Source organism: Rhodococcus sp. JS3073, from assembly GCF_026810085.1.
GTDB lineage: Bacteria > Actinomycetota > Actinomycetes > Mycobacteriales > Mycobacteriaceae > Rhodococcus_F > Rhodococcus_F wratislaviensis.
In genome coordinates this window covers 4,708,314-4,735,237 of the sequence record NZ_CP113951.1, presented here as the reverse complement: position 1 = coordinate 4,735,237, position 26,924 = coordinate 4,708,314, and the positions used below count along the sequence as shown (strand labels likewise).

Below are 26,924 nucleotides of genomic sequence, written 5' to 3'. Positions count from 1 at the left end.
GCTCGAGGTTCGAAAGGTCATCGCATGTTGCTTCCCATGTCGCCGCTGGATTCGATGTTTCTGCTCGGAGAGTCTCGTGAGCATCCCATGCATGTAGGTGACGTGCAGATTTTCCAGCCCCCGGAGGGGGCCGATGCGCGGGATATGCGAGCGCTGCTCGACGCCGCGCTCACCGACACCGATCAGGACGTGGCCTCGAGACTGGCTAGACGGGCCAGGCGATCGTGGACCTCGCTGGGTCAGTGGGGCTGGGAATCGGACACGCGCATCGATCTCGGGCATCACGTCCGCCACGACGCCCTGCCCGAGCCCGGAGAGGAGGCGCAATTGCTGGCCCTGTGCTCTCGTCTGCACAGCACCCCGCTCGATCGCAGCCGACCGCTGTGGGAGATCCACCTGATCGAGGGATTGCGCGACGGACGGTACGCGACCTACACCAAAATCCACCACGCCGTCGCGGACGGCGTCAGCGCGATGACGATGTTGCGCCGCGCACTCAGCGAGGACCCGGACGAGCGCGGCATGCGCGCGTCGTGGCAGCACTCTCGCCCGCGGCACCCGGGCCCTCCGGTCGATGCGGTCGAGGCGGTCGATCTGCCGAGGGCTGTCATCCACGCCGCCCGCAGCACGGTCGGCGAGTTCGCCGGACTCGTCCCCGCCCTGGCCCGCACTCTCACCCGAGCGGCGCGTGAGCAGGGTGGGCCACTCTCGCTCGCTGCCCCCAAGACCATGTTCAACGTACCGATTTCCGGATCACGCCAGTTCGCGGCCCAGAGCTGGCCTCTCGAGCGGTTGCGCCTGGTCGCGAAGCTCGCCGACGCCACCATCAACGATGTGGTGCTGGCCATGTCAGCGGGGGCGTTGCGCAGCTACCTCCTCGAGCAGGACGCGCTGCCTGCGGAACCACTGGTCGCGATGGTGCCGGTCTCGCTACGCGACGAGAAGCAGGCCGCCACCGGCGAGCGCGGCGGCAACGACGTCGGGGTGTTGATGTGCAACCTCGGAACCCATCTCCCCGAGCCTGCGGATCGGCTGGACACCGTGCGCACCTGCATGCGCGAAGGCAAACAGGCGATGGCGGCGATGAGCGGTGCACAGATCCTGGCGATGAACGCACTCGGCGCGGGTCCTGCCGGGGCGAGCATCGTGTTCGGGCACAACTCGCGGCTACGTCCCCCGTTCAACCTGATCATCTCGAACGTTCCCGGCCCGCGCCACCCCCTGTACTGGAACGGAGCGCGCCTCGACGGGCTGTACCCGCTGTCGATCCCGGTCGACGGACAAGGACTCAACATCACGTGCACCAGCAACGACGACACCATCTCCTTCGGAATCACCGGGTGCCGCCGTGCCGTGCCGCAACTGCACACGCTGACGACCCACCTGGGTGACGCCTTACGCGCACTCGAACACGCTGCTGGAATCTGATGTCTCGGAACACACTCCAGTGCAGTCGGATTCGCAGTACGCCAAGACAACGGAACTGTCAATTGACGAAGATCCCGGGCCGGGACACTGCTGGACATTTGAGCCGAAGTGGCTACCAGCCGCGCAGCCGGTCCGGGTTGACGCGGACGAGCGTCGAGTAGTCGGTCCGGAACTTGTCGGGCGTGTAGTCCAGACCGGCCATGTCCTCCCGGTACTTCTCGACGTAGGTCTCCCACTCCTCCGTCGAGGGACCGTCAGCGTCGACGTGAGCTTTCCCGGTGAACACCGACACGTCACCACCCTTCGCGCTGCTGTTGAAATTGAGCGCGACCTGCGGATTCTTGCCGATGTTCGTCAGCTTGGCGGTGCCCGGTCGACTGAAGATCAGGAACTCGGTGCCCGACCAGCTGAACCACACCGGTGTCGGAACCGGCGTGTCGTTGCGACCGACGGTCGTCAACCACACGATGGCCTCGCTTGCCAGCCGGTCGGCGAGGATTCGGTCATCGCGGACGCTGAAAGAGTCATTGCGTTCTCCTGTGTCGTTTCCGATGATCCACCGGTATCAACCGCCTCATCGCGCGCAATCTTCCCAACCCTCGGTTCGACGCGGACCGAAGCTCCACTCAACCGTGCGTATGCAGCGGCTTCCCCGACAACGTCAGCATCGCTTCGCCCAGTGCTTCGTTCTGGGTGGGGTGCGCATGGACGAACGGTGCGACGTCGGTGGGCAGGGCCTCCCAGGCGACGGTCAGTTGGGCCTCGCCGATCAACTCGCCGACGCGGTCGCCGACCATGTGCACACCCACCACAGGGCTGGTGTCGCCGGCTCGGACGACCTTGATCCCACCTGAGGTCTTCAGGATCTGGCTCTTGCCGTTGCCTGCGAGGTCGTAGACCACGGTGGTGGCGTCGCCGTACCGTTCGCGGGCGGCATCTTCGGTGAGTCCGACGGACGCGACCTCCGGGTGCGAGTACGTCACACGCGGAACGAGATGCTCGGCCACGGGAGCAGGATCGAGGCCGGCGATCTCTTCGGCGACGAAGATGCCGTGCTGAAAGCCGCGGTGCGCCAGTTGAAGTCCGGCCACGATGTCCCCGACGGCATATACACCGTCGACGTGGGTGCGCAGCCGCTCGTCGGTGACGACGAACCCGCGGTCCAGGGTGATGCCGTGTTCGGCGAATCCGGCGTCACCGGTGCGCGGCCCACGCCCCACCGCCACGAGCAGAACCTCGGCCTCGAGGGTGTCGCCGTCGCCGAGTTCCACGAGAACACCGTCCGCGGTTTCCTTTGCCGCCGCGACAGTCACGCCCGTGCGGGCGGCGATACCGCGCTTGCGGAATGCGCGTTCGAGTTGCTTCGAGCACCACGGATCCTCCGCCGCGACCAGGCGAGGGAGCGCCTCGATCACAGTCACCTCCGCGCCGAACGACGCCCAGACGCTGGCGAACTCGACGCCGATCACACCACCGCCGAGAACGATGGCCTTCTTCGGGACGAACCCGAGGTTCAGGGCTCCGTCGCTGGTGACGATGCGCTCACCGAGCTCGATGGACGGCACTGTCCGGGCGTAGGAGCCGGTCGCGAGCACCACGGACGTCCCGGTGTAGCGGGTGCCGCCCACCTCGATCGTCCTGTCTCCGAGATACTTTCCGTGCCCGTTCACGACGCCGATCTTGTGATGGGCGACCAGACCCTGCAGTCCCCTGTGCAACCGGTCGATCGTGCCGTCCTTGTAGTGGTGCACCGCCTCGATGTCGATGCCGTCGAACGTCGTTCGCACGCCGAAGGCGGCACCGGTTCGCGTGGTGTCGGCGACCTCGGCGGAATGGAGCAGCGCTTTGGTCGGGATGCACCCCCGGTGCAGGCAGGTTCCGCCGATCTTGTCCGCCTCGATCAGCGTGACCGACAGGCCGAGCTGCGCGGCCCGGAAGGCGCAGGCGTAACCGCCGGAGCCGCCGCCGAGGATCAGGACATCACTGTGCGTGTCGGTCATCTACAGCCTCCCCAGCACGGTGATCGGATTCTCGATGTAGTCGGCGAACAATCTGAGGAACCCGCCCGCGACGCCGCCGTCGCACACCCGGTGGTCGAAGCTCAGCGACACCTGGGTGACCTTCCGAACGGCCAACTGCCCGTCCACGACCCACGGTTTGTCGATGATGCGGCCGACCCCGAGGATCGCGGCCTCGGGATGGTTGATGATCGGGGTCGAGCCGTCCACACCGAAGACGCCGTAGTTGTTGAGGGTGAACGTGCCGCCGGTCAGCCGTGCCGGCGGAAGGGTCCCCTCGCGGGCGAGCGCGGTCGTTTCCTGCAGTTGCCGTGCGAGTTCGACAGTGGTGAGCGTGTCGGCGTTCTCGATCACCGGGACGACCAGGCCGCGCGGTGTCTGCGCCGCGATGCCGAGGTGGACGTGACCGTATCGAACGATCTCGTTGCGTGCGGTGTCGACGGTCGAGTTCAGTTCCGGGTACTGCTTCAGCGCCGCGAGGGCCAGGCGGCCGAGCAGCGCCATCAGGCTCACGCCGGCGTCGGCGTCGAGCGCGGCGTTGATTGCCCGGCGGGCGGCGAGGAGATCGGTGGCGTCCACGTCCACCCAGGTTGTCGCGTCCGGGATTTCGCGTCGGCTCGTCGACAGCTTGTCGGCGACCGCTTTCCGCAGCCCCTTGATCGGAATCCGCTGCGCGTCGGCCGTCTCGGGCGGCGTGGTGAGTGCCCGCTCGACGTCGGCGCGGTTGATCACACCGCCGGGACCGCTCCCGGACAGCCTCGACAGATCGAGACCGTTCTGGCGCGCGAGGTTGCGGATCACCGGCGAGATGACCCGCACGCCGCCCGTGGACCTCGGCGAAGGCGTGACATCGGGACGGCGCACACGCCGCCGTCGCACACGTGTGTCTTCGCTGGTGCCGTACCCGATGAGGACGTTGCCCGAGCCGGCTCGTTCTTCCTCCCGGTACTGCTCGTGTGCGGCGGGTGTTCCGCTGACGGTGATCAGCGGGGTGCCCACCTGCAGCGTCGAGCCTTCGTCGCCGTGCAGGGAAATCACCGTGCCTTCGAACGGAATCGGCACCTCGACCGCGGCTTTCGCGGTTTCGACCTCCACGACCACCTGGTCGATGGTGACGGTGTCGCCGACCCGGACTTTCCATTCGGCGATGTCGGCCTCGGTCAGTCCCTCGCCGAGGTCGGGGAGCAGGAACACCTGATCGCTCATGCGGTCACCGCCCAGCGGGTGTCGGCGGAGTCGTTCCACTGCAACCGGTCGACGCTGTCGAGGACGCGGTCGACGCTCGGCAGGTGGAGGCGTTCGAGTTTCGGCGCCGGGTACGGGATGTCGAATCCGCTGACCCGCAGCACCGGCGCGTGCAGGTGATGGAAGCAGCGTTCCTGGACGCGGGCGGCGATCTCGGCGCCGACGCCGGCGAATCCCTGTGCCTCCTGAATGACGATGCAGCGGCCGGTCTTGCGGACCGACGCCATGACGGTCTCGTCGTCGAACGGCACGATCGACCGCAGGTCGATCATCTCGATGTCGTGACCCTCCTTCGCGGCGGCTTCGGCGGATTCGAGCGCGACGGTCACCGACGGCCCGTACGCGACGATGGTCGCGTCCCGGCCGGCACGCCGGACGGCGGCCCGCCCGATCGGCGCGCCCACCGCGAGGTCGACGTCGGCGCGGGAGAAGTACAGGCGTTTCGGTTCGAGGAAGATCACCGGGTCCGGGTCGTCGATCGCCTCGCGCAGCAGGGTGTAGGCGTCCTCGACGGTGGCCGGGGCGACGACCTTCAGACCGGGAGTGTGGGCGTAGTAGCCCTCGCTGGAATCGCAGTGGTGCTCGACCCCACCGATGCCTCCGGCGAACGGGATCCGGATGACGATCGGCACGGACAGCGCGCCCTTGGTGCGGTTCCGGATCTTCGCGACGTGGGAGACGATCTGCTCGAACGCCGGGTAGGCGAACGCGTCGAACTGCATTTCGACGACCGGCTTGAACCCGGCCATCGCCATGCCGATCGCGAAGCCGATGATGCCGGATTCGGCGAGCGGGGTGTCGAAGCACCGGTCGTCGCCGAAGTCGCGGGTCAAGCCGTCGGTGACGCGGAAGACGCCGCCGAGGGTGCCGACGTCCTCGCCGAAGACGACGACGTTCTCGTCGGCGGTGAGGGCGTCGCGCAGCGCGGTGTTCAGGGCCTGGGCCAGGGTGAGCACGGGCATGGTGTCAGTTCTCCTCGGACTCGGCGGCCAACTCGGCCTGGACCTGTGCTTGCTGCTCGCGAAGTTGCGGGGTGGGTTCGGCGAAGACGTACCGGAACAGGTCCATGGGGTCGCCGGCTCGGTCGACGTTCATGCCGGCACGCAGCGCCGACGCGGCGGCCTCGGCGTCCGCGGTGAGGGCTGCCGACGATTCGTCGTCGAGCAGGCCCTTCCCGCGCAGGTACTTCTCCAGCCGGGCCAGTGGGTCGCGTCCGAGCCACTGCTCCACCTCGGACGAGTCGCGGTAGCGGGTGGCGTCGTCGGCGTTGGTGTGCGCGTCGATCCGGTAGGTGTGGGCTTCGACGATGACCGGGCCGTTACCGGCACGGACGAATCTCGCGGCCTCGTCCATCACGGCGAGCATGGCCACGGGGTCGTTGCCGTCCACCTGCTCGGAGCCGATTCCGTAGCCGACGCCCTTGTGCGCCAGGCTGGGTGCGGCGCTCTGCCGGGCGAGGGGCACGCTGATCGCGAATCCGTTGTTCTGCACCAGGAACACCACCGGGGCCTTGAACACGGCGGCGAAGTTGAGGGCCTCGTGGAAGTCGCCCTCGCTGGTCGCGCCGTCGCCGCAGAACGCCAGGGCGACGGTGTCGTTTCCCTTGCGGTGTTCGCCGTAGGCGACACCGGTCGCGTGCAGCAACTGGGTGGCCAGCGGGGTGCACTGCGGTGCGCTGCGGTGGGCGGCGGGGTCGTAGCCGCAGTGCCAGTCGCCGGCGAGCATGCTGAGGATCTGTACCGGGTCGATGCCGCGGGCGGCGAGGGCCACCGAGTCGCGATAGGTGGGGAACATCCAGTCGCCGGGGTGCAGGCTCATCGCCGCCGCGATCTGGCAGGCCTCCTGACCACGCGACGACGGATAGACAGCCAGCCGGCCCTGCTTGGTCAGAGCTGTCGCCTGCTGATCGAAGCGCCTGCCCAGCACCATGTTCCGGTACATCTCCACCAGACGGTCGTCGGCGGGTCTCGGATACCGGGCCTCGCTCTCGGTCAGCTCGCCGGCCGCGTCCAGATACTGCACCGCACGCTCGGCGGGAAGGAACTTCCGATACGGCCTCGCCACCGGCGGCTCTACGAGCGTCACGACTACCTCCAGATGCATTGTGTTCGTCAATGCTCGCAACAGAACGACCGATAGACAACGACAAGGAAGAATCAGAGACAAACGGTCTAGAATCAGCTCATCGGGAGCAGAATGTCTCACCGGAGTGTGAGCGACCACAGCAGGGATGGACAGATGGCCGGCGACACAACCGACACGTACGAACTCGACGCGATCGATCGACGCATCATCAAGGAACTCGTCGCCGACAGCCGCATCTCGATGCGAGCGCTGGCGGAGAAGGCGCACATCTCCCGCGCGCACGCCTACGTCCGCATCGAGCGGTTGCAGGAGGCGGGAATCATCGAAGGCTTCACCACCCGGATCTCGCACTCCAAGGCGGGACTCGGCTCGTCCGCCTTCATCGCCCTCTCGATCCGGCAGGACTCGTGGCGGGGCATCTCCACCCAGCTCCGGACACTGCCCTTCGTCGAGCACTTCTCGCTGCTGGGCGGCGATTTCGACGTTCTCGTCCTGGTGCGCGCACCGGACAACAGCGCACTGCGCCATGTCGTCCTCGAACGGTTGCAGAGCCTCGAAGGGGTGCAGTCGACCAAGACGTGGCTGATCTTCGAGGAAGACAACGGGCCGGGACCGGAATGGGTTCGTTGACGGGGCGGATAGGATTCCGTCATGCGCAGCGACCTGATGAAGAACGCGGAACGCAGTGGTGAACCGGGCACCTTCGTGCTACAGAATCCCCGAATGCTCAAGGTGGACTTGGCCGGAACCAGCGGCCACTTCTTTGCCCGGCAGGGGTCGATGGTCGCCTACCAGGGTGACGTCGACTTCGCCTACCAGGGCAGCGGCGGCGTCGGGAAGTTCTTCAAGAAGGCGCTGACCGGCGAGGGCATGTCGCTGATGAAGGTGTCCGGCAGCGGCGACGTGTTCCTCGCCCGCGACGCCGACGAGATCTTCCTGCTCGAACTCGAGGACGAGTCGGTGACCGTCAGCGGTTCCAACGTTCTCGCATTCGACAGTTCGCTGAGCTGGGACATCAACCGCGTCGAAGGCGCGTCCATGCTCAGCGGCGGACTGTTCAACACCACGTTCACCGGCCGCGGCGTCCTCGCCGTCACCATCTACGGCACCCCCGTCGTCCTGAACGTGGACACCCCCACCTACGTCGACATGCAGAGCGCGGTGCTGTGGTCGACCGGCCTGAATTCGACGATCCGCAAGACCGCGAAGATGGCCGCCGCGATCGGCCGAGGTTCCGGTGAGGCCTATCAGCTGTGCCTCACCGGAAACGGCATCGTCGTCGTCCAGGCGTCGGAGGGGCACCCGGTTCCCAAACCGTGAGGGGTCTGCCGACCCAGCCTTGGTGAGGAGGGTTGAACCGTTCAGGTTGCGCAATCCTCAGATCCGGCGCATCACCGATACCACCTTGCCCAGGACGACTGCGTCGTCGCCGTCAATCGCGGTATAGGCGGGATTACGGGGCTCGAGGAAGACGTGGCCATCGCGGCGCCGCAGCACCTTCACAGTGGCCTCGCCATCAATCATCGCGGCGACGATCTCGCCGGAATGGGCTTCGTCCTGGCGGCGCACCACAACGACATCGCCATCGCAGATCGCGGCGTCAATCATCGACTCGCCGCGCACACGCAACCCGAACACGGTGCCGGAGCCGACGAGCTCGCGAGGGAGCGTCAGCATCTCATCGGCGTGCTCCTCCGCGAGGATCGGTGCGCCGGCAGCGATGTCGCCGACTACCGGTACCGTCACATTGTTGTCGGACGAGCCTCCGTGCTTCGCCTCGGACAGGAACGGGCGCACGTCCAACTGCCGAGCCATGGCCGTGCCCCTGCGGAGAAAGCCCTTTTCCTCGAGGCTCTTCAGATGCTTGGACACCGACGACGCCGACCGCAGGCCCACCGCGTCCCCGATCTGTCGGGTGCTCGGCGGGCATCCGTGTGCAGCCACCCAGTCCCGGATCGTTGCCAGAATCCGCTGCTGGCGGGGTGGCAGGGTGGAGGCGTCGAGGCCGCCGAACATGTCGAGATCGTCGTAATCGGTCACCGAAGAATGGTAGGGGGTGACGACAGCCCCCTCGAGCACGGCGTAAGGCCGGTCGATGCGTGGTGCACCTGCCGGATCGTTCGAAAACCCGGCGGCACCTCCCGAGGAGATGCCGCCGACGGAAACCTCGACCTGGCGGGGAGCCCTTTTCGCTCACCCTGCCCGGGTGCGGGCGAGAGCGCCGACCGCGACGTCGACGATCAGGAACGCGAGGAGGCTGAGGCCGAGCAGCGGAACGAACCAGCCGACGAGGACGACGCAGGCGACTCCGGCCACGGCTGCGGCCGGGTGGATTCGGCGCCAGGTTCCCCGCATCGGCGGCCTGCCCACTGCCCGCGCGGTGCCGCGGGTGGGCCGGCGCCGCCACCACAGGAGGTAGCCGCGGACGATGACCGCGAGCAGTGCCACCGCGAGGGCGGCCAGGACCAACTGGTTGAGCAGGCCGAACAGCAACCCCATGTGCAGGGCGATGCCCCAGGAGGTCAGCTTCGCCGCGAGCGGCCAGTCACCGAATCGCGACACGTCCGTCACAGTGCCCGTGGCCCCGTCGACCGCGATCGAGTCGGTCGAGAACTGCCACGGTTCGCGGGTCTGGGTGACCGTGAACGCGGTGCCCGCGTCGGCGGGAACGGTCGCCTCGACAGCACCGGTGACACCGCCCCGCCGAGCCACGTCGAGGACGGTATCGAGTTCGCCCACGGTGCTGTCGACGATTCCCGGATCCGACGCGGGGATGTGCCCTGCGCCGTGCCCGCCGTGATCGCCCGATGCGGCGGCGCCGGAAGCGGGCGCCGAATCCAGCGTCTTGTCGATCTTGGGGGTGGTCCAGCTCAGGGCGGTACGGAGTTCGTCGACGTTCTCGCCCGCGTACCGCGACCACGTCAGACCCGTGGCCGAGAGGAACACCAGGCCGACCGCGATCCAGATACCGACCACCCCGTGCCAGCTCAGGGTGCGGTTGCGTCCGCGGCTCGACCGGTCGAGCGTCCACAGCCTGGCGGCCTCCGCGTTGCGGGCCCGGGTGGTGCGGTAGCGCTGCACCCACAGGTACACGCCACCGAGCGCGATCACCCACAGCCACGAAGCGGCGAGCTCGCTGTAGATGCGGCCGGGCTCGCCCAGGTGCAGATGTCGGTGCAACTGCGAAATCCAGGTCCGCATCGGCAGCGCCCCACTGCTGCCGTACACCACCAGCTCACCCACCGACCGCGCGGTGTCGGGATCGACGAAGACCGCGAGGCGTTCGGACTCCCCCAGGCTGGGGTCGGTGAACATCACCTGGGTCGTGTCACCCGAATCGGTCGCCGGGCGCACGGCGGCGACGGCGAGATCCGGGCGAACCTGCTGCGCGGCCCGCACCTGTTCGGACATCGGCAGGTCCGGGCCGGTCGAATCGACGTGCAGGTAGTCGCGGTAGACGAGCTGCTCGACGGATGGTGCGAGGGCGTAGAGGCCGCCGCTGACAGCGGCGATCACCAGGAACGGGGCCACCAGGATCCCCGCGTAGAAGTGCAGGCGCAGGATCAGTGGCCGGAAACTGCGCGGCGGCGAGGAGTCTTTCGACGCAGGGTCGGGCGCGACCGGTGTGTCGCGTTCGAGTTCAGGGATGGACATGACGATCTCGCTTCGAATCGGGTGAGACGGGCACCCAGCGCCCTCGAGGCCGCACACTGCGGGGTGCGCTGGGCACCTCGAGGTCACAGGTCGGGGATGCGCCGACTCAGGAAGGGATCGGCACCGTGACTCACCGGGGAGTCTGCTGGTGCCGTGAGAACACGCCGAACCGACGACCACACGTCTGACGTGTGTGCCGGGAAGGCGGTGAGGAAGGATTCGACTAGACGAGAGCGGGTGGTCCGCGGGTGCCGGCGCCCGCGGCGACCAGCAGCCACAACGAGAGCTTCGCGCGGTAGACCGGGGTCGCCGTCCAGGTGCCGGTGTCGACCTGCAACGGGGCCAGGACGGCGAGAACGATGCGCGACAACGCCGCCAGCGCCCTCAGGCAGGCACGTTCGGCGGACCGGACCAGCACCGCCGCCACCGCGATCGCGGCGAGGTGCGCGGCGATCATCGGGGTGGAGAGCCCGAGGCCGTGGGAATGGTCAGCGGCCAATGCCAGCGTGGTGTGGCCGATCAGCTGCCCGGCTGCGAGCACCGACAGCACGAACAACCATTCGCGGGTGGCCACCCGAACCGCGGCGACCGAAGCGCCGACTGCGGCGCATGCCGCGAGAAGCAGCACCACCGAGCCATCGCTCGGGGGCATTCCGCCTCCACCGATGCCGTGCGCGGCGATGCTGACCGCGCCGGACAGTGAACCCACGAAGGAGCCGCGCACCCGCGCGACCACCTCCAACCGTGAATTCACCCCGCGAGGGTACCGCCTCCGATGCTCACCGCGGGACCCGGCCGCGGTGGGCGAAGCGGGTCAGGCGGTAGTCCCGGCCGCCGGGCGCAGTCGCGCGAGGACGTCCGTCAATGTGACGACACCGGTCAGTTGACCGTTGTCGGTGACGATCGCGAGATGGCTGCGGGTCTCGCGCATGGTGTGCAGTGCCTCGTACACGGCGGCGTCCGCGTCGAGGGTCAGCACCGGGCGCATGAGGTCGGCGGCCGTCACTGCGGCGCCGGCTCGCAGGCTGTCCCGGGCGTGGACCACACCCTTGATCCCGTCCTCGTCGCGCACGAGCAGCCGGAGGTGGCCGCTTCGATCGGCGGCCGCCTTGATCGCCGCCGCAGTCGCATCGGTGGCGACACTGCTCGGGGTGGTGTTCGGCCGCACCATGTCTCGCACGGCGAGCGATTGGAGTTTCAGGGCGCTGGTCAGTTGGCCGTGGTACCGCTCGTCGAGCGTGCCGACGGTCGCCGAGTGCTCGACGAGGTGACGCAGCGCGTCGGGATCCTGCCCGGCCCCGACCTGGTCGACCGGTTCCACGCCGAACCTTCGCAGACACCGGTTCGCCATCCGGTTCAGCACCGACAGCAGCGGGCGGGTGGCCCACATGAACCCGCGCATCGGGATCGCCAGCAGGGTCGCCGATTTCTCCGGGTGCGCGATCGCCCACGACTTCGGTGCCATCTCACCGACGACGAGATGCAGGAACGTGACGATGATCAGGGCGAGGATGAATCCGAGCACGTCCGCCAGCCACAGCGGGGCACCCCACCCCTCGAAGGCCGGGGTGAGCCAGTGATGCACGGCCGGCTTCGTGACGGCACCGAGCGCAAGGGTGCAGACCGTGATACCCAGCTGGGATCCCGCCAGCAGCACGGACAACTCGGATGCGCTGCGCAGAGCCGCGCGGGCCGCCCTGCTGGTGGGGGCGGCGTCCTCGAGCCGGTGGCGACGGGCAGCGATCAACGCGAACTCGATCGCCACGAAGAACGCGCTGGCCGCGATCAACCCGACGGTGACGAGCACGATGACCCACGGACTACTCATCGGTCGAGTCACTCTCCAGGATGCGGAGCCTCACGAACAGCGAGGACGGGACGTGCTTGTCGATTGCCCGCACCTCGGCGGCGAGGCTACGGACGGGTAGGTCGACGTTGTTGATCAGATAGGACGGGTCCGGGTTCAACCGGATCGCGACGACGTCACCGACGACGGGGAGACCGCCGAACCCGGCGATGACGGCACCCGCAAGCGTCTCGAAGTCACCGGGCGGGAGGTCGTGTCCGAGGATGCGCTCCACCTCGTCGATGTGCAGATCGCCGGGCATCGTCCAACCTTCGGACGCCGACCCCGTCACCGAGGCGTCGCCGTCGGGATCGTGTTCGTCGGCGATCTCACCGACGAGTTCCTCCGCGAGGTCCTCGACCGTGATGACACCCGCGAAACCGCCGTACTCGTCGACGACGAGGGCCATCTCGTCCCGGGCAGCTGTCAGCTGTTCCAGCACGTCGGGCAGAGGCAGGGACGTCGGCACGACCACGGCCGTACGGGCCCAGGACGCGGCCGTCCCGTCGGCCTGGTCGCCGAGCAGGTCGTGGAGGTGGATGACGCCGAGCAGATCGTCGGAGGAACTCCCGACCACGGGGTAGCGGGTGTGTCCCGCGCCCATCTTCTCGAGAACACTGCCCAGGGAATCGGTGGCCCGGACGGTGTCGACGTGGGCACGCGGAATCATGGCGTGCCCGGCCGTGCGGGTGGGGAAGTCGAGGATCCGGTCGAGCAGGGTCGACAGTTCCCGCGGCAGCTCACCGGCGTCGCGGGATTCGGCGACGATGTGTTCGAGGTCGCGCGCGGTGGCCGAGTGTTCGACGTCGTGGACCGGCTCGATCCGCAGCGCGCGCAGCAGCAGGTTCGACGACTGGTCGAACAGCCAGATCAACCAGCCGAAGAGTTTCAGGTAGACCGTGGTCGACAGCGCGAGCCACCGGGCCACCGGTTCGGGCCGGGCGATCGCCAGGTTCTTCGGGAAGAGCTCACCGAAGAGCATCTGGACGAAGGTGGAGAACAGGACGGCGAGGACGGCGCCGGCGCCGATCCCGACCGCGGTGGGGATGCCGACGCCGCCGAGGAGCTCACCGAGGCCGCGGCCGATCAGGGGTTCGGCGACGTAACCGACGAGCAGGCCGGTGACGGTGATGCCCAGCTGCGCGCCGGAGAGCATGAACGAGGTGTGGCGAGTGACGCCGAGGGCCCGGGCGGCGCCCACGTCTCCCGCCTCGGCCCGGGCTTTGAGCCGCGAGCGATCGACCGACATGTACGCGAATTCCTGGGCGACGAAGTAGCCGGTCAGGGCGGTGATCAGTAGAACGACGAGGACGCCGAAGCCGATGCTCAGGACGGTCACCATGGATTCACCCGCGCCCTGCGTCCGGGACTGCGGTGATCATTCTGGGGCGGGCTGGGTCTTCGGGGGCGCGAAGCGCTGGTCATGGCTCTCTCTGCAGTCGGGGTACGAATCACCCATAGTAAAGGACTCTTTACTCTTGCCGCCGACGGGATGTGACGCCACAGGAAAGTGTTACAGCCGGATTTCCGGATTGGGGCCGCGGTGAGGGTTACGAAACCTGAGCTTGTTCCGCGCGTGACCATTCGGAAATCACCGAACCGTGTACTTGTTTCAGGTCGGCGGAGTACGCAGTGCACGTTTCCCAGTCGGAGCGAACGGACATCGAAGTCTACGCCCGAGCCGTCGCCCCCCAGCATCTCATCAGCGCGTTCAGGCCCTTCGGGCGCCTCCGCCCCACGAACAACCAGGAGTCCCCTGTGACCGACATCGAGACCACCATCGCCGAGAACATCCAGAAGTCACTCGGCGAGATTCCCCACCCGGTGCTGCCGAAGGGCAGCAACATCTACGGGTCGACGAAGATCTTCCCCGACTACAAGGCCGAGGACGGCGAGTCCTACTTCACGCTGGTGCACGGCATCGCGCACGAATCCTCCGTCAGCTTCGTCGCCGTCCTGCAGGCAACCCGCGCACTGCGCAAAGGTTTCGAGTCCGCGATCTATTTCTACGGCCCCGGCGCTCTCAACTGCCTTGCAACACGCGGTTTTCCGACCACCGGCGACAACGGCTTCCCGGGCGAGCAGAACATCAACGACGCACTCGCGACGTTCATCGCCGAAGGTGGGACCGTCTTCGCGTGCCGCTTCGGCCTCGCGCTGCACGGCGGAAGGGAAGAGGACCTGATCGAGGGCGTCGTGCCCGCACATCCCCTCGATGTGCAGGACGCCATCATCCATTACTCCCGCAAGGGCGCCATCATCAACTCCACATACATGGTCTGAGGTGTGAACCATGAGCGATCTCTCGACACGAGTTGACGTAGCAGTACGTGGGATTCGGTCACTGAACGTCCCGGTGACCCGGACTTCCGGCGCCGGCCCCAGCGACGACGGCCATGTGCTGATCGGCGGGATCGGCGGCGCCATCCCCATCCGGTCCGACAGCCCGTACGAAGTCAGCGGAAACCGCCTGCTGATGAACGGCACCGACATGGGAGTGGAGATCGAGCCGGTACGCCGGCCCCGGTTCTACGACCTGGACACCGTCGACGGCATCTCCTACGAGAAGATCGCCCGGCTGCACGGGACGAACGTCCTCGCCACGACCGTGGTCCAGACCTGCATTCGATACGACCCGGCACAGCGGTGCCGGTTCTGCTCGATCGAGGCATCACTGCAGTCCGGCTCGACCATCGCGGTGAAGAAGCCCGAACAACTCGCCGAGGTCGCCGAAGCCGCCGTGCGCCTCGACGGCGTCACCCAGATGATCATGACCACGGGCACGTCGGCGGCCAAGGATCGCGGTGCCCGTCACCTGGCGCGATGCGTCGCGGCCGTCAAGGCAGTGGCCCCGGACCTCGCCATCCAGGTGCAGTGCGAACCGCCCGGCGATCTCGGGACCATCACGGATCTCCGGGACGCGGGGGCCGATTCCATCGGCATCCACGTGGAGTCCTTGGACGACGAGGTTCGGCGGCGCTGGATGCCCGGCAAGGCGACGGTTCCGCTGGACGAGTACCGGGCGGCGTGGCGCGAGGCGGTACGGGTCTTCGGACGGAATCAGGTGTCGACGTACCTGCTGGTCGGGCTCGGTGAGGATCCCGACGAATTGGTCTCGGGCGCAGCCGAACTGATCGACATGGGTGTCTACCCGTTCGTCGTCCCGTTCCGGCCGCTCGCCGGCACACTGGCCGTCGAGGAGGGGGCGCAGGCGCCGTCGCCCGCCCTGCTCGCCGACGTCACCTCGCGGGTGGCGAAGGAATTGCAGGCGGGCGGCATGCGCGGCGCCGACCAGAAGGCGGGCTGCGCCGCGTGCGGGGCCTGCAGCGTCCTTCAGAATGCCGGAGGCTGACATGTGGGACCTGCCGACCGCCGAGAGCACTCCTTCCGACTTCGCCGTCCTCACCGGGCCGTCGATTCAGGAGTCGCAGCGGAACTTCCTCGTGCAACCCGCCACCGGTCGCGTGATGACCGAGGCGTACCGACGACTGCGGCGTGAGACGTTCGTCGTGGAACAGGGACTGTTCACCGCCAGCGACCGGGACGATGTCGACGACGATCCCCGGACCGTGGTGCTCGTGGCGATCAGCACCACCGGCGAGGTGCTCGGCGGTGTTCGCCTCGCACCGATGACGGACGGCACCGACCTCGGCTGGTGGGCGGGAAGCCGCCTCGTGGTGGGTCGAAACGTCCGGAACAGCAGGGGAATCGGGAAGGCACTCGTGCGCGCCGCCTGCGCCCACGCCGAATCCCGCGGTGTGTTGCGGTTCGACGCCACCGTACAGAGCCAGAACGAAACGATGTTCGCTCACCTGGGCTGGACGCGGATGGGAGACGTCACGGTAGCGGGCGCGCCACACGTGCACATGACGTGGCCGATCGATCGAGTCGAGCGTCTGGTCCAGAGCACGAAGTCGTGTCTGGCCGACACATTGGCACCCTTCGGCGTGCACGGTGAAGCGCTCGGCGGCAGCGGGTTCCGCGGCGACGACGGCGCACCCGTACCGGGCAGCGACCTGATCGCGGCGTGTGACGCCATCCTGCCGTCCATGGTTCAGCGTGATCCCGAGTGGGCCGGTTGGTGCGCCGCCCTCGTCAATCTCAACGATCTGTCGGCGATGGGTGCCGTCCCGGTCGGAATGCTCGACTCGGTCGGCGCCCCGAACACGTCGATCCTGTCGAAGGTGATCCGTGGGCTCAGTCGGGCTGCGGAGGCGTGGAACGTACCGGTACTGGGCGGCCACACCCAACTCGGTGTTCCCGCGGCGCTGTCGGTGACGGCGCTCGGGCGCACCGCGGATCCGGTGCCCGCGGGTGGTGGCCGGGTCGGCGACGAGCTCACGCTCACGGCAGATCTCGACGGGCAGTGGCGGCCGGGATATACCGGACAACAGTGGGATTCGACGTCTCATCGCAGCTCGGACGCACTGCGGGACATGGCCTCGTTCGTCGCCCGCACCCGCCCCGCCGCGGCGAAGGACATCAGCATGGCGGGGATCGCCGGCACCACCGGAATGCTCGCCGAGGCGAGTGGACTCGGCGCCGTCCTCGACGTCGCATCGGTCCCGCGACCGCGCGGGACGACGGCGGGCGACTGGATGACGTGCTTTCCCGGGTTCGCGATGGTCACTGCCGATCGGCGGGGTAGCGCGGTGGCGCCCGCCGGACCGGCCACCTCGGCTGCCTGCGGGGAACTGACATACGAGCCGGGGGTCAGCCTTCGCTGGCCCGACGGCGTAACGACACGCGTGGTGCAATCCACGGTCACAGGATTGGGAAGAGCATGACTGACATCGGAATCTCCGTTGCGGCAGCAGAGTTCGGCCGCGACATGGAACAGGCGTACCGCACAATCGGTGAATTGATCGGGCAGGCGCGGGCGGCCGGGAGTTCGCTACTCGTGCTTCCGGAGGCCTGCCTGGGCGGCTACCTGCCCAGCCTGGGCGGAGGCGACGAAAGCGAGGAGCAGCGGCAGCGTCGGCTCCGCAGCCTCCCGCCCGCACTGGAATTGGACGGGCCCGAGATCCGGCGGGTCGTCGACATGGCCGGCGACCTGGTGATTACCCTCGGATTCTGCGAGGCCGACGGCGCCGACCGGTACAACGCCGCGGTGACGCTGCACGGCGACGGAGTACTCGGCTCGTACCGCAAGGTACACCAGCCGCTGGGGGAGAACCTCTGCTACCGCGCCGGCGACAAGTACGAGGCATTCGACACACCGGTCGGACGGATGGGCATGCAGATCTGTTACGACAAGGCCTTTCCCGAGGCCGCGAGGACGCTCGCCCTCGACGGCGCGGAGATCATCACGTCGCTGTCGGCGTGGCCCACCGCCCGCACCAACCGGGTCGAGAATCCCGAAGACGACCGGTGGAAGCAGAGATTCGACATCTACGACCGCGCGCGGGCCACGGAGAATCAAGTGGTCTGGGTGGCGTCGAATCAGGCGGGGACGTTCGGTTCGCTCCGGTTCGTGTGCAGCGCGAAGATCGTCGGCCCCGGCGGCGAGATCCTCGCCACCACAGGCGTGGAACCCGGCCTCGCCTCGGCCACGCTGGATGTGCAGGCCGAACTGGACGCGATTCGCAGCGGCGGGATGTACAACCTCCGCGACCGCCGGCCGGAACTGTACGGAGACGTCGTCGCGGACAACCGGGTGAGCGGCACCCGGCTCGACGCGACGGCCCGACCGTCGTTCCTCCGCACCACGACAGCCGAACTGGAGCCCGTCGATGCCTGAGATGACGTTCACGGTGCGGTGGCCGGACGGAAACACCCAGTCCTGCTACTCCCCGTCGCTGGTCATGCACGACCACCTGGTGGCCGGGGAGGACTACACGGTCGCCGATTTCCTCACCCGCACGACGACGGCGCTCACCGAGGCCAGTGAGCGGGTTCGTGCCAAGTTCGGGATGTACTGCACGTCCGCGTCCGAGCAGATGCAGGAACTCGAACGCGCCGGCCGCACCCTCGACCCCCAATCCCTCGTCCGGGTCCTCGAGATGAACCCGGCTTCACTCCCCGGAGAGTCGTGATGACCGAACAACACACAGTCGTCGTGATCGGCGGCGGCCAGGCCGGTCTGTCGATCAGCTGGCATCTGGTGCAGCGTGGAATCGACCACGTGGTGCTCGAACGAGACTCGATCGCCCACGAGTGGCGCGACAGTCGCTGGGACAGCTTCACTCTCGTCACCCCGAACTGGCAGTGCACCCTTCCGGGATACAGCTACTCGGGCGGCGATCCGGACGGGTTCATGAACCGCGAGCAGACCTACCAGTTCGTGCGCGGGTACGCCGACACCTTCGATCCTCCTGTGCGCGAAGGGGTCACGGTGGTCTCGGTGCGTCAGTCGGGTTCCGGAGGGTTCGACGTGGACACGACGGAAGGTCCGATGCGCGCCGACCACGTCGTGGTCGCGGTCGGCGGGTATCACACACCGGTCGTGCCCCGGTTCGCCGAACGGCTGCCCGCCGGCATCACCCAAATGCACTCGTCGCAGTACCGGAGCGCCGGCGACCTGCCCGCGGGCGAGGTGATGGTGGTCGGCAACGGCCAGTCCGGCGCCCAGATCGCGGAGGATCTTCATCTCGCGGGCCGCACCGTCCACCTCGTCACCGGTGGGGCTCCGCGGGTCGCGCGGTTCTACCGCGGACGGGACTGCGTGGCCTGGCTGCACGACATGGGCACCTACGACGTCTCGATCGCCGATCACCCGGGCGGTCTGGGCAAACGCGAGAACACCAACCACTACGTCACCGGCCGGGACGGTGGCCGCGACATCGACCTCCGTGCCTTCGCGCTCGCAGGAATGCGTCTGTACGGGCGGCTGCTCGACGTCGTGGACGGAACCCTGCGGTTCGCGCCCACGCTGGAGTCGTCGCTCGATGCCGCCGACGCCGTCAGTCAGAGCATCAAGGATTCCATCGACGCGTACATCGACCGCGCGGGCATCGATGCGCCGCGCGAGGAACGGTACGTGCCGGTCTGGCGTCCCGAACGTGAGGTCACCGAGTTGGAACTGTCGACGTCGGGCATCACGTCGGTGGTGTGGTCCATCGGTTTCCGGACCGACTACCGGTGGCTCCGCGCGGGCGTGTTCGACGGTGAGGGCCATCCCACCCACAACCGCGGCGTCACCGCGGTGCCCGGGCTGTACTTCCTCGGCCTTCCGTGGCAGCACACGTGGGGTTCGGGACGGTTCGCGGGAGTCGCGCGGGACGCGGAGTACCTGGCGGACCGCATCGAACTGGAAGCGGGTGTGTTGCCGGCGACGGCAACACTAGCCTGACGCCTATGGTGACGACACGGTTGGCAGCGTTGGCGGGGCACTTCGGCCGCGACATCGATCGCGCGCTCCTGAAGTTGCAGGCGCTGATCGAGAGTGCGACGAACGACGGGGTGGACCTGCTCGTCCTGCCCGACGCCTGCCTCGGCGGCTACATCTCGGACCTCCGGCGACCGGACACGGAGGAACTCCCACCCGCGCTCGCCGCGGACAGCCCGGAACTGCAGGCCGTCGCGAAGATGGCGGGCCGCATGACGGTCTGCATCGGGTACACGGAACTGTGCGACGGGGTGCGATACAACGCCGCCGCCTGCGTAACCGGCGACGGTGTGCTGGGCAGTCACCGCAAGGTGCATCAACCGGCCGGGGAATCCCTGGCGTACGCAGCGGGTGACTCTTTCACCGCCTTCGACACACCGGTGGGCCGGATCGGGATGCTGATCGACTACGACAAGACGTTCCCGGAATCGGCCCGCACCCTCGCGCTCGACGGCGCGCGGATCATCGCCGCGTTGTCCGCGTGGCCGGCCAGCATCACGGACCGGGCGGCGCGCATGACGCAGGACAGGCAATCACGCCTGTTCGATCTGTACGACTCGGCGCGGGCCGCCGAGAACCAGGTGGTCCTCGTGTCGTCCAACCAGACCGGAATCCAGGGTGGACTGCGGTTCCTCGGTCAGGCCAAGGTGGTGGGCCCGGGCGGCGACGTGCTCGCGCGAACGGGGACGAAGGGCGGCCTCGCCGTCGCCGAACTCGACGTCGACTACGAGGTGAACCGGGCAAGGAAGGTGCTGCGGCACCTGGAGGAGCGCCGCATCGACACCTACCGGAGCCTGCTGGACCGAGGAGAATACTGACGTGCGGATCGCGCTTCTGACCTATTCGACCAAACCGCGAGGCGGAGTCGTGCACACGCTGGCGTTGGCCGAGGCCCTCGCACGGCAGGGCGCGGACGTGACGGTCTGGACCCTGGGCAGGCACGGCGACGCCGCATTCTTCCGTCCGGTCGACCCGACTGTCACCGTGCGGGTGGTGCCGTTCGCACACGTCGACGACGAGACCGTCGGTGAGCGGATCCTCCGATCCATCGAGACGATGCGCGCCGCCTTCACAGCGGAGGCCTACGACATCGTCCACGCGCAGGACTGCATCAGTGCCAACGCCGTCGGGCGGTGCGTGCGAACCATCCACCATCTCGACCAGTTCACGACGCCCGCGCTGGCCGCCTGCCACGAGCGCGCAATCGTGGATCCGTACGCGCGGATCTGCGTGTCCGCGGCCGTCGCCGCGGAGGTCTCCGCCGGGTGGGGTCTCGACTGCGCCGTCATCCCGAACGGCGTGGACGCCGCCCGATTCGAGGAAGCCCGCGAGGACACCGGGCGCCGCTGCAGGTGGGCCGCCGAATTGGGCGACTACGTGTTGGCGGTCGGCGGTATCGAACCGCGCAAGGGCAGCATCGACCTGGTGGAGTCGTTCGCACTACTCGTGAAGGAGCGACCGGACCTGCGGCTGGTGTTCGCCGGCGGCGAGACCCTGTTCGACTACCGGGGGTACCGGGACGAGTTCGACCGGCGGGCCGCAGAGCTGGGTGTGACACCGACCATTCTCGGAACGATCGACGACGCCGAACTCCCCGCACTGGTGGCCCAGGCGCGCTCCTTCGCCTTCCTCTCCACCAAGGAAGGATTCGGGCTGGCCGCGATGGAAGCCCTGGCGGCGGGCGTTCCCGTCGTCGCACGCGACCTGCCGGTCCTGCGGGAGGTCTTCCGCGGGACGGTCCGGTACGCGTCCACTTACGAGGAGATGGCACGCGCCCTGACGGAACCTGCCGACGATTCCTCCCTCGACGAGGGGCGCGCCTTCGCTCGCTCACATCGATGGGACGACGTCGCGCAGAAACATCTCGAGTTCTACCGGGAGGTCGCGGCACACCGCTGACTCAGTCGGCGCTCTTGATGGTCTTCATCGTGATCAACGAGGTGACCCGCGACACCGCAGGGAGCCCGCTGAGCTTGGTGGCCATGAAGTTCTCGTACGTCGCGAGGTCGCGGACCGCCACCCGGATGAAGTAGTCGGGGATCCCGAACAGCCTCCGGCATTCGATCACCTCGTCGAAGGCGGCGACCCGGGACTCGAACTGCTCGATGGTCGCCTGGTCGTTCACACCGATCTCGGCGGTGACGATCACCTGGAAACCCCGATCGAGCGCTTCCTGGCTGACGATGGCCCGGTAGCCGGTGATGACTCCGTCCGCCTCGAGCTTCTTGACCCTGCGCAGGCACGGGGAGGGAGTCAGACCCACCAGATCCGCCAATTCCGTGTTGGTCAGACTCGAGTCATTCCGCAGGTGGTCCAGAATTGCGTGATCGATGTCATCCATTGAACTATTATTGCGCAGAGTGCGGAGAATGGGCATTTGCTCGCAATCGCACACCTGGATAGTTGCTATAGATTTGCGTGGTGATCGATCCAGCAACCCTCTCGACGACCGCAGTCGTCGACTCCGGCCCCCGGCAGCCCCCGGAGTGGCGTCGCGCCCTGCAGGCGTCCCTCCCCGTCGGAATCGGGCTGGTCCCCCTGGGGATCGCCCTCGGGGTGCTCGTCGTCCAGCAGGGGTTCAACCCGTGGTGGGCGATGGTCTTCACCTCGCTGATCTACGCCGGTTCCCTCGAATTCATCGCGGTCGGCATGGTGGCCACAATGACGCCGCTCCCGTACATCGCGCTGACCGCGCTGCTGGTGAATTTCCGGCACGTGTTCTACGCCTTGAGCTTTCCCCTCGACCGGGTGAAGGGCCGGCTTGCCCGTTTCTACAGCATGTTCGCGCTGACCGACGAGGCCTACGCCATGACGGTCACCGGCGACCGGAAGTCGATGTCCGGCCGGGTCATCGTGTACTCGCAGTTGTACCTCCACGCGTACTGGATCGGTGGAGCGATGCTCGGAGCGACCGCGGCGCAATGGATCCCGGAGAACATCGTCGGTCTCGACTTCGCGCTGACCGCACTGTTCGTCGTGCTGTCCATCGAGGCCATCCGCGCCCAGCGTGGTTTCGCGGTTCCCTCGATGGCTGTGATGTGCGCGCTGATCGCTCGACTCGTCGACCCCGGACACATGCTGCCGATAGCGATGGGCGCCTTCGTGAGCCTGCTCGTCATCCGCTACTTCTGGACCCGGCGAAAGGTGCGCACCGATGCCTGACCCCGGTTACATCCTCGCGGCCATCGCGATCATGGCGCTCGTCACGTTCGCCCTGCGCGCCGTCCCCTTCGCGATCGTCATGCCCTTGCGCTCGTCCGCACTCGTCGGCTATCTGGGTGTCTACCTGCCGGCCGGGATCATGCTGATCCTGGTGGCGTACTCGCTGAAGAACGTCTCCGTCACCGCCCCGTCGCACGGGATCCCCGAACTGATCGCGGTGGGTGCGACGGCCACGGTGCACCTGTGGCGCAAGAATGCGGTGCTCTCGATCGTCGTCGGGACCGGGCTGTATGTCGTCCTGATGAACTGGGCATTCGCCTGAGCCCGGCGCGCCTCACGTTTACGATGCAACCACACGGGTAGGCAGGAACCACAAGACAGTCGGCCGTTTCTCGGGAAGGACGCACTGATGAGCGAACAAGATGCACGTTCGGTGACGGGTATTCGGGACAAGGACTACAACCTGATTTGGTTCGTCGAAGCGTCACTGAGCAACGCTCTGCGTCTCGAGGGTTACATTTCGGACGCCGACATGGACGGCGACGCCGAGTTGGCCGACTTCTTCCGCCGCGCCCAGGCCGTGAGCCGGAAGGGTGGCGATCTGGGTAAGGCCATGCTGGCCGCCCGCCTGAAGAAGGAGCAGTAGGCCTCCGCCCCGACTGGCCCGAATCGGAACTCAACTGCTCTGCGTCGGCCAGGGACCGCCGCGGACAGGCCTACCCGCGGCGGTCCGCTTTTCGTTGTCGCGGAACCGCGGCTCGTAGTGATGGAAGAACACCTTGCCGACCAGGTCGCGTCGGCTGTGCACGCCGGTCTTGTCGAAGATGCTCTTCAGATGTTGCTGCACGGTCTGTGCCGACACGTGTAGTTCGGCGGAGATCTGCGAAGTCGACGCCCCTTGCAACACCATCGACGTGACCTCCTTCTCGCGCTCGGTCAGCCCGTACGCCGACATCAGCAGCGGATACAGACGGCTCGGATGTGCCGGCTCCACGATCACCGCGATCCGCCGCCTGCCCGTCGACGTCAGGCATGCCCCGTGCAGCACCAACCACGCCCCCGACCGCGACAGCACCCGCGAGATGGCCACGTCGCCCAGCCGGTCGCGGTCTTCCACGCACCGCAACACACGACCGGCGAGAGTGATCACCGCAGCCGGCAACTCCCCCCGATCCCAGTCCCCGCCCGGCAGATCCACCATCCACCGGTCGACCCCGGGCGTCGCCGATTCGATGTTCCAGTTCTCGTCGAGGACGAGTAGACCCGGCGAATCGGCATACTCCGGTTCCTCGGCCTGACCGCACAGCAGTGCACGGCGGGCACCGCCCGCGAGGACCGGCGCGATCTCCTGCACGAACGACTTCTCGGTTTCCGAGAACATCGGCATCCCCTCGTCGCGATAGAGGCTCAGCGCTCCCCAGGTTTCTCCCGAGCGCGTGCGTAACCGCGCAATCAACTCCTGGTCACCGCCGAGTGTCCGGTTCCTCCGCCAGCGCGGACTTCCCGACGGATCGCCGTGCGCGGCTTCGTGCAACGTGGAAATCCCTTCGGCGGAACGCATTACGTCGGGGACGGACTGAACGTCGTCCTCGTAGTACTCGGCGGCCAGCCATTCCCCGGGAAATTCGTCCATGCCGAAGTGATAGTGACTGGTCATCAGCATGGACACGGGGTCGAGGGTGAACCAGCACGGCGTCCAGTAGTACGGGACGACACCGGCGACGACATCCGACGCGTCCCGCCACAGCGACACCAGGCCGCGGGGTGCGGCGCACAATCGTGCGACCTTGTCTGCCGCGCACTGCACGGAATCCACGCTCACGAGTCAAGCGTACGAGCGCGGATCGGCGCCGGAAATACCAGAATTGTGGAATGGTGCGCCCGCTCCACCGCTCCTAGCGTCGGTGACACGTTCCACTCCGCCACGGCCCCGAAGAGCGAAAGGCAATCCCATGCGTATCAACAGAATCCGACGCGACCTCACGGTACTCGGCGACGAACTGGAAGTACCGGGGATCGGGCACCTACCGGTGAACGCGTACGTTCTCCACGCCGCCGAACCCGTCGTCGTCGACACCGGACTCAGCCTGCCCGGACGCGGCTTCATGGACGCCCTGGGATCGGTGCTCGACCCCGCGGACGTCGAGTGGATCTGGCTGACGCATCCGGACCGCGATCACACCGGCGCGCTGTTCGACCTACTCGACGCGGCGCCGCGCGCCCGCCTGATCACGACGTTCGCGGGCGTAGGCATCATGTCCTGCGCACGGCCCGTCCCGATGGACCGGGTCTACCTGCTCAATCCGGGTCAATCCCTCGACGTCGGCGATCGGACACTGACGGCGCTGCGGCCCCCGCTGTTCGACAATCCCAGCACCGTCGGCTTCTACGACGACCGCAGCGAGGCCTGCTTCTCGTCGGATTGTTTCGGGGCGCCGATGGAGACCGCCGAACTCGCCACCGCCAACGACGTCGGGTACTCGGCACCCAGCGCCGTCCGTGCCGCGCAGCACCTGTGGGCCACCGTCGACAGTCCCTGGGTGCACCTGGTGGACGAGACGAAGTTCCTGCGCACCGTCGCCGCGCTCCGAGCACTCGCCCCGCGATGGATCCTCAGCACCCACCTCCCCCCGGCGGACGGACGCACCGCCGAGTTTCTGGACACGCTCGCCGAGGCACCGAAGTCAGACCCCTTCATCGGGCCCGACCAGGCCGCACTCGAGCAGATGCTGGCCGGATTCGAGCCGGTCCGGTGAGGTCCACGGCAGAAAAAAGCCGCCGACACCAAAAGGTGCCGGCGGCCTCTGCGACGGTGCCGTCATATCGCCTCTCGGCAAGTGGTCGCTCTCGGCGACAATTTTAATGTGGTACCCGGGGTATGTCCGACACCGTCGACGGGTTCAACTGTACCGCCCTCGGACATATTCCGCCCCTTCCGGCGTCACACGTCGCGGTCAGCCGTCGGATACGCGATCGCGAGCAGCGCCGGCGCACCTCGGCCCGGCCAGGTGCCCTCCAGGGTGTGCGAGCCGAGGTCCGCGACCCGATCCGGATCGATCACCCGGAACACCCGGATGCCGATCGCGGCCGTCGTGATGACGGTGGCCGTTCCCTCATTCGCACAGGTCACGGCACCGACGACCGGCACGGTCGAGCCTGGTGAGCCGCTACCCGACACCCTGGTGGTCACCTCTCGGCGCTCGCCGGGTGTGGCGAACTCGAGTTCCGCCTCGGTCCCTCCCGTCAGGATGGCCGTCGATAGCGCACTCGCGTACACGGGGTCGGCGCACGCGTCGTAGACCCACCGCTCACCCAGCACGGAATGCTGCATCGTGGTGATCAGTGACGCCTCCGCTCCGGCCATCGGGGCACCGCGATAGGTCACCGGCACCTGCACGACCTGTCCGTCCGCCGTCCGGACCAGGTGGGTTTCGATGCCGACCTCCCCGGCGGGATCGTCGAACCGGTATGCCCCGACGACTTCCAGGGACGACGCGTCGGCGGACCCGATCCAGGACTGGCGAGGAACCCAGTCGCCGAGCATCTCGGCCTTGGACGGGGACAGTTGAGCGTGATGGATGAGAGCCACCCGGCCGACGGTACCGCCTCACCCGGCAACCGGCGCCGCATCGAGATCGGCGGCGTAGACGGTCATCCAGTGCGGATGCAGCCGGTAGTAGACCACGTCATTGTCCCAGTCGAAGAAATCTTCGCCGTAGAAGCTCTTGAAGTAGGCGAGCAGGTCCGGCCAGTCCGCGGCCGGCTCGCCGTCCTGGGGGTTGAGGATCTCCACCGTGCCGTGCGTGAAGACGCCCAGGTCCTCACCGCGCATGTGCGCGGCGCTGACGGCAGGCCGGGCGGCGAGGTGGCGGGCCTTGGCGGCGCCGCGCGCCGTGCCGAAGTGCCACTTCCCGTGCAGGAAGTGCCCGTCCACACCACTGATCCGCGGTTCGCCCTTGGCCGTGACGGTGGACAGGGCGAGGGTGCACATGCCGGTGACGACCCGGGTGAGCTGCTCTGCGGTCAGGGTGCTCTCGGTGTTGATGATCGAACGCAGATGTGCGGTGGAGCGGGACAGGGAGGCGTCGAGGAGGGTCTGGAGCTCTTCGAGCTCTTCTCGTGTTTCGCGCATGGAGGTCCTTGTCTGTATCCGTGTCGA

General features: G+C 67.6%; 29 protein-coding genes. 15 read left to right on the top strand and 14 right to left on the bottom strand.

Features of this window, described 5'->3' with window-relative positions; genetic code table 11:
- Nucleotides 1-24: 24 nt before the first annotated feature.
- Nucleotides 25-1,428, top strand: a complete 1,404-nt coding sequence (locus OYT95_RS21455) for a WS/DGAT/MGAT family O-acyltransferase (protein WP_268788973.1) — start codon at nucleotides 25-27, stop codon at nucleotides 1,426-1,428.
- Between the two features lie 112 nt (nucleotides 1,429-1,540).
- Here the strand turns inward: OYT95_RS21455 and OYT95_RS21450 are convergent, their stop codons facing one another.
- From OYT95_RS21450 to pdhA, 5 genes are all read right to left on the bottom strand, one after another.
- Entirely contained in the window at nucleotides 1,541-1,894 is a 354-nt protein-coding gene (locus OYT95_RS21450; RefSeq protein WP_268788972.1) for a TIGR03667 family PPOX class F420-dependent oxidoreductase, read from the bottom strand.
- Nucleotides 1,895-2,054: 160 nt separating this feature from the next.
- A complete protein-coding gene (gene lpdA, locus OYT95_RS21445; protein WP_268788971.1) occupies nucleotides 2,055-3,428 on the bottom strand; it encodes a dihydrolipoyl dehydrogenase in 1,374 nt (457 codons plus the stop codon).
- A complete protein-coding gene (locus tag OYT95_RS21440) occupies nucleotides 3,429-4,652 on the bottom strand; it encodes a dihydrolipoamide acetyltransferase family protein (RefSeq protein WP_268788970.1) in 1,224 nt (407 codons plus the stop codon).
- Nucleotides 4,649-5,653 (bottom strand): alpha-ketoacid dehydrogenase subunit beta, encoded by a 1,005-nt coding sequence (locus OYT95_RS21435; RefSeq protein WP_268788969.1) that lies wholly within the window; start codon nucleotides 5,651-5,653, stop codon nucleotides 4,649-4,651. Before OYT95_RS21435 ends, OYT95_RS21440 begins: the two co-directional genes overlap by 4 nt.
- A gap of 4 nt (nucleotides 5,654-5,657) precedes the next feature.
- Nucleotides 5,658-6,794 carry a pyruvate dehydrogenase (acetyl-transferring) E1 component subunit alpha gene (gene pdhA, locus OYT95_RS21430; protein ID WP_268788968.1) on the bottom strand — a complete coding sequence of 379 codons (1,137 nt, stop codon included), beginning with the start codon at nucleotides 6,792-6,794 and terminating at the stop codon, nucleotides 5,658-5,660.
- Nucleotides 6,795-6,929: 135 nt separating this feature from the next.
- Here pdhA and OYT95_RS21425 point away from each other — a divergent pair, with 135 nt between their 5' ends.
- Complete coding sequence (locus OYT95_RS21425; protein ID WP_037242789.1) at nucleotides 6,930-7,406, top strand: Lrp/AsnC family transcriptional regulator; 477 nt, start codon at nucleotides 6,930-6,932, stop codon at nucleotides 7,404-7,406.
- 21 nt (nucleotides 7,407-7,427) lie between these two features.
- Nucleotides 7,428-8,096: an AIM24 family protein gene (locus tag OYT95_RS21420; protein WP_037242791.1), complete on the top strand. Its 669-nt coding sequence runs from the start codon at nucleotides 7,428-7,430 to the stop codon at nucleotides 8,094-8,096.
- Nucleotides 8,097-8,153: 57 nt separating this feature from the next.
- Here OYT95_RS21420 and lexA read toward each other — a convergent pair whose 3' ends face one another.
- From lexA to OYT95_RS21395, 5 genes are all read right to left on the bottom strand, one after another.
- Nucleotides 8,154-8,816, bottom strand: coding sequence for a transcriptional repressor LexA (gene lexA / locus OYT95_RS21415; RefSeq protein ID WP_268788967.1), 663 nt, complete (start codon nucleotides 8,814-8,816; stop codon nucleotides 8,154-8,156).
- Nucleotides 8,817-8,969: 153 nt separating this feature from the next.
- Complete coding sequence (locus OYT95_RS21410) at nucleotides 8,970-10,430, bottom strand: PepSY-associated TM helix domain-containing protein (protein WP_268788966.1); 1,461 nt, start codon at nucleotides 10,428-10,430, stop codon at nucleotides 8,970-8,972.
- Nucleotides 10,431-10,653: 223 nt separating this feature from the next.
- Complete coding sequence (locus OYT95_RS21405; RefSeq protein WP_174233804.1) at nucleotides 10,654-11,184, bottom strand: hypothetical protein; 531 nt, start codon at nucleotides 11,182-11,184, stop codon at nucleotides 10,654-10,656.
- A 60-nt stretch (nucleotides 11,185-11,244) separates the two neighbouring features.
- Nucleotides 11,245-12,258: a hemolysin family protein gene (locus OYT95_RS21400; RefSeq protein ID WP_112299882.1), complete on the bottom strand. Its 1,014-nt coding sequence runs from the start codon at nucleotides 12,256-12,258 to the stop codon at nucleotides 11,245-11,247.
- Nucleotides 12,251-13,618, bottom strand: a complete 1,368-nt coding sequence (locus OYT95_RS21395; protein ID WP_268788965.1) for a hemolysin family protein — start codon at nucleotides 13,616-13,618, stop codon at nucleotides 12,251-12,253. The genes OYT95_RS21400 and OYT95_RS21395 overlap by 8 nt, the downstream gene beginning before the upstream one ends.
- Nucleotides 13,619-14,034: 416 nt before the next feature.
- On the opposite strand from OYT95_RS21395, the gene OYT95_RS21390 reads away from it, so the two are divergent.
- From OYT95_RS21390 to OYT95_RS21355, 8 genes are read left to right on the top strand one after another with little or no spacing between them, the layout of a single operon-like run.
- Complete coding sequence (locus tag OYT95_RS21390) at nucleotides 14,035-14,559, top strand: MSMEG_0572/Sll0783 family nitrogen starvation response protein (protein ID WP_112300354.1); 525 nt, start codon at nucleotides 14,035-14,037, stop codon at nucleotides 14,557-14,559.
- A 10-nt stretch (nucleotides 14,560-14,569) separates the two neighbouring features.
- Nucleotides 14,570-15,628 (top strand): MSMEG_0568 family radical SAM protein, encoded by a 1,059-nt coding sequence (locus OYT95_RS21385; protein ID WP_268788964.1) that lies wholly within the window; start codon nucleotides 14,570-14,572, stop codon nucleotides 15,626-15,628.
- A gap of 1 nt (nucleotide 15,629) precedes the next feature.
- Nucleotides 15,630-17,063, top strand: coding sequence for an MSMEG_0567/sll0787 family protein (locus OYT95_RS21380; protein ID WP_268792258.1), 1,434 nt, complete (start codon nucleotides 15,630-15,632; stop codon nucleotides 17,061-17,063).
- Complete coding sequence (locus tag OYT95_RS21375; RefSeq protein ID WP_268788962.1) at nucleotides 17,060-18,016, top strand: carbon-nitrogen hydrolase family protein; 957 nt, start codon at nucleotides 17,060-17,062, stop codon at nucleotides 18,014-18,016. Before OYT95_RS21380 ends, OYT95_RS21375 begins: the two co-directional genes overlap by 4 nt.
- Entirely contained in the window at nucleotides 18,009-18,311 is a 303-nt protein-coding gene (locus OYT95_RS21370) for an MSMEG_0570 family nitrogen starvation response protein (protein ID WP_037242810.1), read from the top strand. The genes OYT95_RS21375 and OYT95_RS21370 overlap by 8 nt, the downstream gene beginning before the upstream one ends.
- A complete protein-coding gene (locus OYT95_RS21365) occupies nucleotides 18,311-19,567 on the top strand; it encodes an MSMEG_0569 family flavin-dependent oxidoreductase (RefSeq protein WP_268788961.1) in 1,257 nt (418 codons plus the stop codon). The genes OYT95_RS21370 and OYT95_RS21365 overlap by 1 nt, the downstream gene beginning before the upstream one ends.
- A gap of 5 nt (nucleotides 19,568-19,572) precedes the next feature.
- Nucleotides 19,573-20,421 carry a carbon-nitrogen hydrolase family protein gene (locus tag OYT95_RS21360; protein WP_037242814.1) on the top strand — a complete coding sequence of 283 codons (849 nt, stop codon included), beginning with the start codon at nucleotides 19,573-19,575 and terminating at the stop codon, nucleotides 20,419-20,421.
- A gap of 1 nt (nucleotide 20,422) precedes the next feature.
- Entirely contained in the window at nucleotides 20,423-21,502 is a 1,080-nt protein-coding gene (locus tag OYT95_RS21355; protein WP_268788960.1) for an MSMEG_0565 family glycosyltransferase, read from the top strand.
- Between the two features lies 1 nt (nucleotide 21,503).
- Here the strand turns inward: OYT95_RS21355 and OYT95_RS21350 are convergent, their stop codons facing one another.
- Complete coding sequence (locus OYT95_RS21350) at nucleotides 21,504-21,944, bottom strand: Lrp/AsnC family transcriptional regulator (protein WP_005254660.1); 441 nt, start codon at nucleotides 21,942-21,944, stop codon at nucleotides 21,504-21,506.
- A 77-nt stretch (nucleotides 21,945-22,021) separates the two neighbouring features.
- Here OYT95_RS21350 and OYT95_RS21345 point away from each other — a divergent pair, with 77 nt between their 5' ends.
- The 3 genes from OYT95_RS21345 (at nucleotide 22,022) to OYT95_RS21335 (ending at nucleotide 23,411) form a co-directional block, all read left to right on the top strand.
- The gene (locus OYT95_RS21345) at nucleotides 22,022-22,765 is read left to right on the top strand and encodes an AzlC family ABC transporter permease (RefSeq protein ID WP_268788959.1); all 744 of its coding nucleotides are present in this window, start codon (nucleotides 22,022-22,024) and stop codon (nucleotides 22,763-22,765) included.
- Nucleotides 22,758-23,087 (top strand): branched-chain amino acid transporter permease, encoded by a 330-nt coding sequence (locus OYT95_RS21340; protein WP_268788958.1) that lies wholly within the window; start codon nucleotides 22,758-22,760, stop codon nucleotides 23,085-23,087. The genes OYT95_RS21345 and OYT95_RS21340 overlap by 8 nt, the downstream gene beginning before the upstream one ends.
- Before the next feature lie 87 nt (nucleotides 23,088-23,174).
- Nucleotides 23,175-23,411 (top strand): hypothetical protein, encoded by a 237-nt coding sequence (locus OYT95_RS21335; RefSeq protein ID WP_037242822.1) that lies wholly within the window; start codon nucleotides 23,175-23,177, stop codon nucleotides 23,409-23,411.
- Nucleotides 23,412-23,441: 30 nt separating this feature from the next.
- Here OYT95_RS21335 and OYT95_RS21330 read toward each other — a convergent pair whose 3' ends face one another.
- On the bottom strand, nucleotides 23,442-24,572 hold the full coding sequence (locus tag OYT95_RS21330; RefSeq protein WP_112300353.1) for a helix-turn-helix transcriptional regulator: 1,131 nt from the start codon (nucleotides 24,570-24,572) through the stop codon (nucleotides 23,442-23,444).
- A gap of 145 nt (nucleotides 24,573-24,717) precedes the next feature.
- Between OYT95_RS21330 and OYT95_RS21325 the strand changes: the two genes are divergently transcribed.
- The gene (locus OYT95_RS21325) at nucleotides 24,718-25,521 is read left to right on the top strand and encodes an MBL fold metallo-hydrolase (RefSeq protein ID WP_268788957.1); all 804 of its coding nucleotides are present in this window, start codon (nucleotides 24,718-24,720) and stop codon (nucleotides 25,519-25,521) included.
- Between the two features lie 185 nt (nucleotides 25,522-25,706).
- Here the strand turns inward: OYT95_RS21325 and OYT95_RS21320 are convergent, their stop codons facing one another.
- Nucleotides 25,707-26,354, bottom strand: coding sequence for a CG0192-related protein (locus OYT95_RS21320; protein ID WP_268788956.1), 648 nt, complete (start codon nucleotides 26,352-26,354; stop codon nucleotides 25,707-25,709).
- An 18-nt stretch (nucleotides 26,355-26,372) separates the two neighbouring features.
- Complete coding sequence (locus tag OYT95_RS21315; RefSeq protein ID WP_268788955.1) at nucleotides 26,373-26,897, bottom strand: pyridoxamine 5'-phosphate oxidase family protein; 525 nt, start codon at nucleotides 26,895-26,897, stop codon at nucleotides 26,373-26,375.
- Nucleotides 26,898-26,924 lie beyond the last annotated feature (27 nt).

Bases quoted from the DNA above. Each gene is read 5' to 3' on its own strand.
- OYT95_RS21455 (WP_268788973.1), top strand. From the start codon at position 25: ATGTTGCTTCCCATGTCGCCGCTGGATTCGATGTTTCTGCTCGGAGAG.
- lpdA (WP_268788971.1), bottom strand. From the start codon at position 3,428: ATGACCGACACGCACAGTGATGTCCTGATCCTCGGCGGCGGCTCCGGC.
- OYT95_RS21440 (WP_268788970.1), bottom strand. From the start codon at position 4,652: ATGAGCGATCAGGTGTTCCTGCTCCCCGACCTCGGCGAGGGACTGACC.
- OYT95_RS21435 (WP_268788969.1), bottom strand. From the start codon at position 5,653: ATGCCCGTGCTCACCCTGGCCCAGGCCCTGAACACCGCGCTGCGCGAC.
- pdhA (WP_268788968.1), bottom strand. From the start codon at position 6,794: ATGCATCTGGAGGTAGTCGTGACGCTCGTAGAGCCGCCGGTGGCGAGG.
- OYT95_RS21425 (WP_037242789.1), top strand. From the start codon at position 6,930: ATGGCCGGCGACACAACCGACACGTACGAACTCGACGCGATCGATCGA.
- OYT95_RS21420 (WP_037242791.1), top strand. From the start codon at position 7,428: ATGCGCAGCGACCTGATGAAGAACGCGGAACGCAGTGGTGAACCGGGC.
- OYT95_RS21410 (WP_268788966.1), bottom strand. From the start codon at position 10,430: ATGTCCATCCCTGAACTCGAACGCGACACACCGGTCGCGCCCGACCCT.
- OYT95_RS21400 (WP_112299882.1), bottom strand. From the start codon at position 12,258: ATGAGTAGTCCGTGGGTCATCGTGCTCGTCACCGTCGGGTTGATCGCG.
- OYT95_RS21395 (WP_268788965.1), bottom strand. From the start codon at position 13,618: ATGGTGACCGTCCTGAGCATCGGCTTCGGCGTCCTCGTCGTTCTACTG.
- OYT95_RS21385 (WP_268788964.1), top strand. From the start codon at position 14,570: ATGAGCGATCTCTCGACACGAGTTGACGTAGCAGTACGTGGGATTCGG.
- OYT95_RS21380 (WP_268792258.1), top strand. From the start codon at position 15,630: ATGTGGGACCTGCCGACCGCCGAGAGCACTCCTTCCGACTTCGCCGTC.
- OYT95_RS21375 (WP_268788962.1), top strand. From the start codon at position 17,060: ATGACTGACATCGGAATCTCCGTTGCGGCAGCAGAGTTCGGCCGCGAC.
- OYT95_RS21370 (WP_037242810.1), top strand. From the start codon at position 18,009: ATGCCTGAGATGACGTTCACGGTGCGGTGGCCGGACGGAAACACCCAG.
- OYT95_RS21365 (WP_268788961.1), top strand. From the start codon at position 18,311: ATGACCGAACAACACACAGTCGTCGTGATCGGCGGCGGCCAGGCCGGT.
- OYT95_RS21360 (WP_037242814.1), top strand. From the start codon at position 19,573: ATGGTGACGACACGGTTGGCAGCGTTGGCGGGGCACTTCGGCCGCGAC.
- OYT95_RS21350 (WP_005254660.1), bottom strand. From the start codon at position 21,944: ATGGATGACATCGATCACGCAATTCTGGACCACCTGCGGAATGACTCG.
- OYT95_RS21340 (WP_268788958.1), top strand. From the start codon at position 22,758: ATGCCTGACCCCGGTTACATCCTCGCGGCCATCGCGATCATGGCGCTC.
- OYT95_RS21335 (WP_037242822.1), top strand. From the start codon at position 23,175: ATGAGCGAACAAGATGCACGTTCGGTGACGGGTATTCGGGACAAGGAC.
- OYT95_RS21325 (WP_268788957.1), top strand. From the start codon at position 24,718: ATGCGTATCAACAGAATCCGACGCGACCTCACGGTACTCGGCGACGAA.
- OYT95_RS21315 (WP_268788955.1), bottom strand. From the start codon at position 26,897: ATGCGCGAAACACGAGAAGAGCTCGAAGAGCTCCAGACCCTCCTCGAC.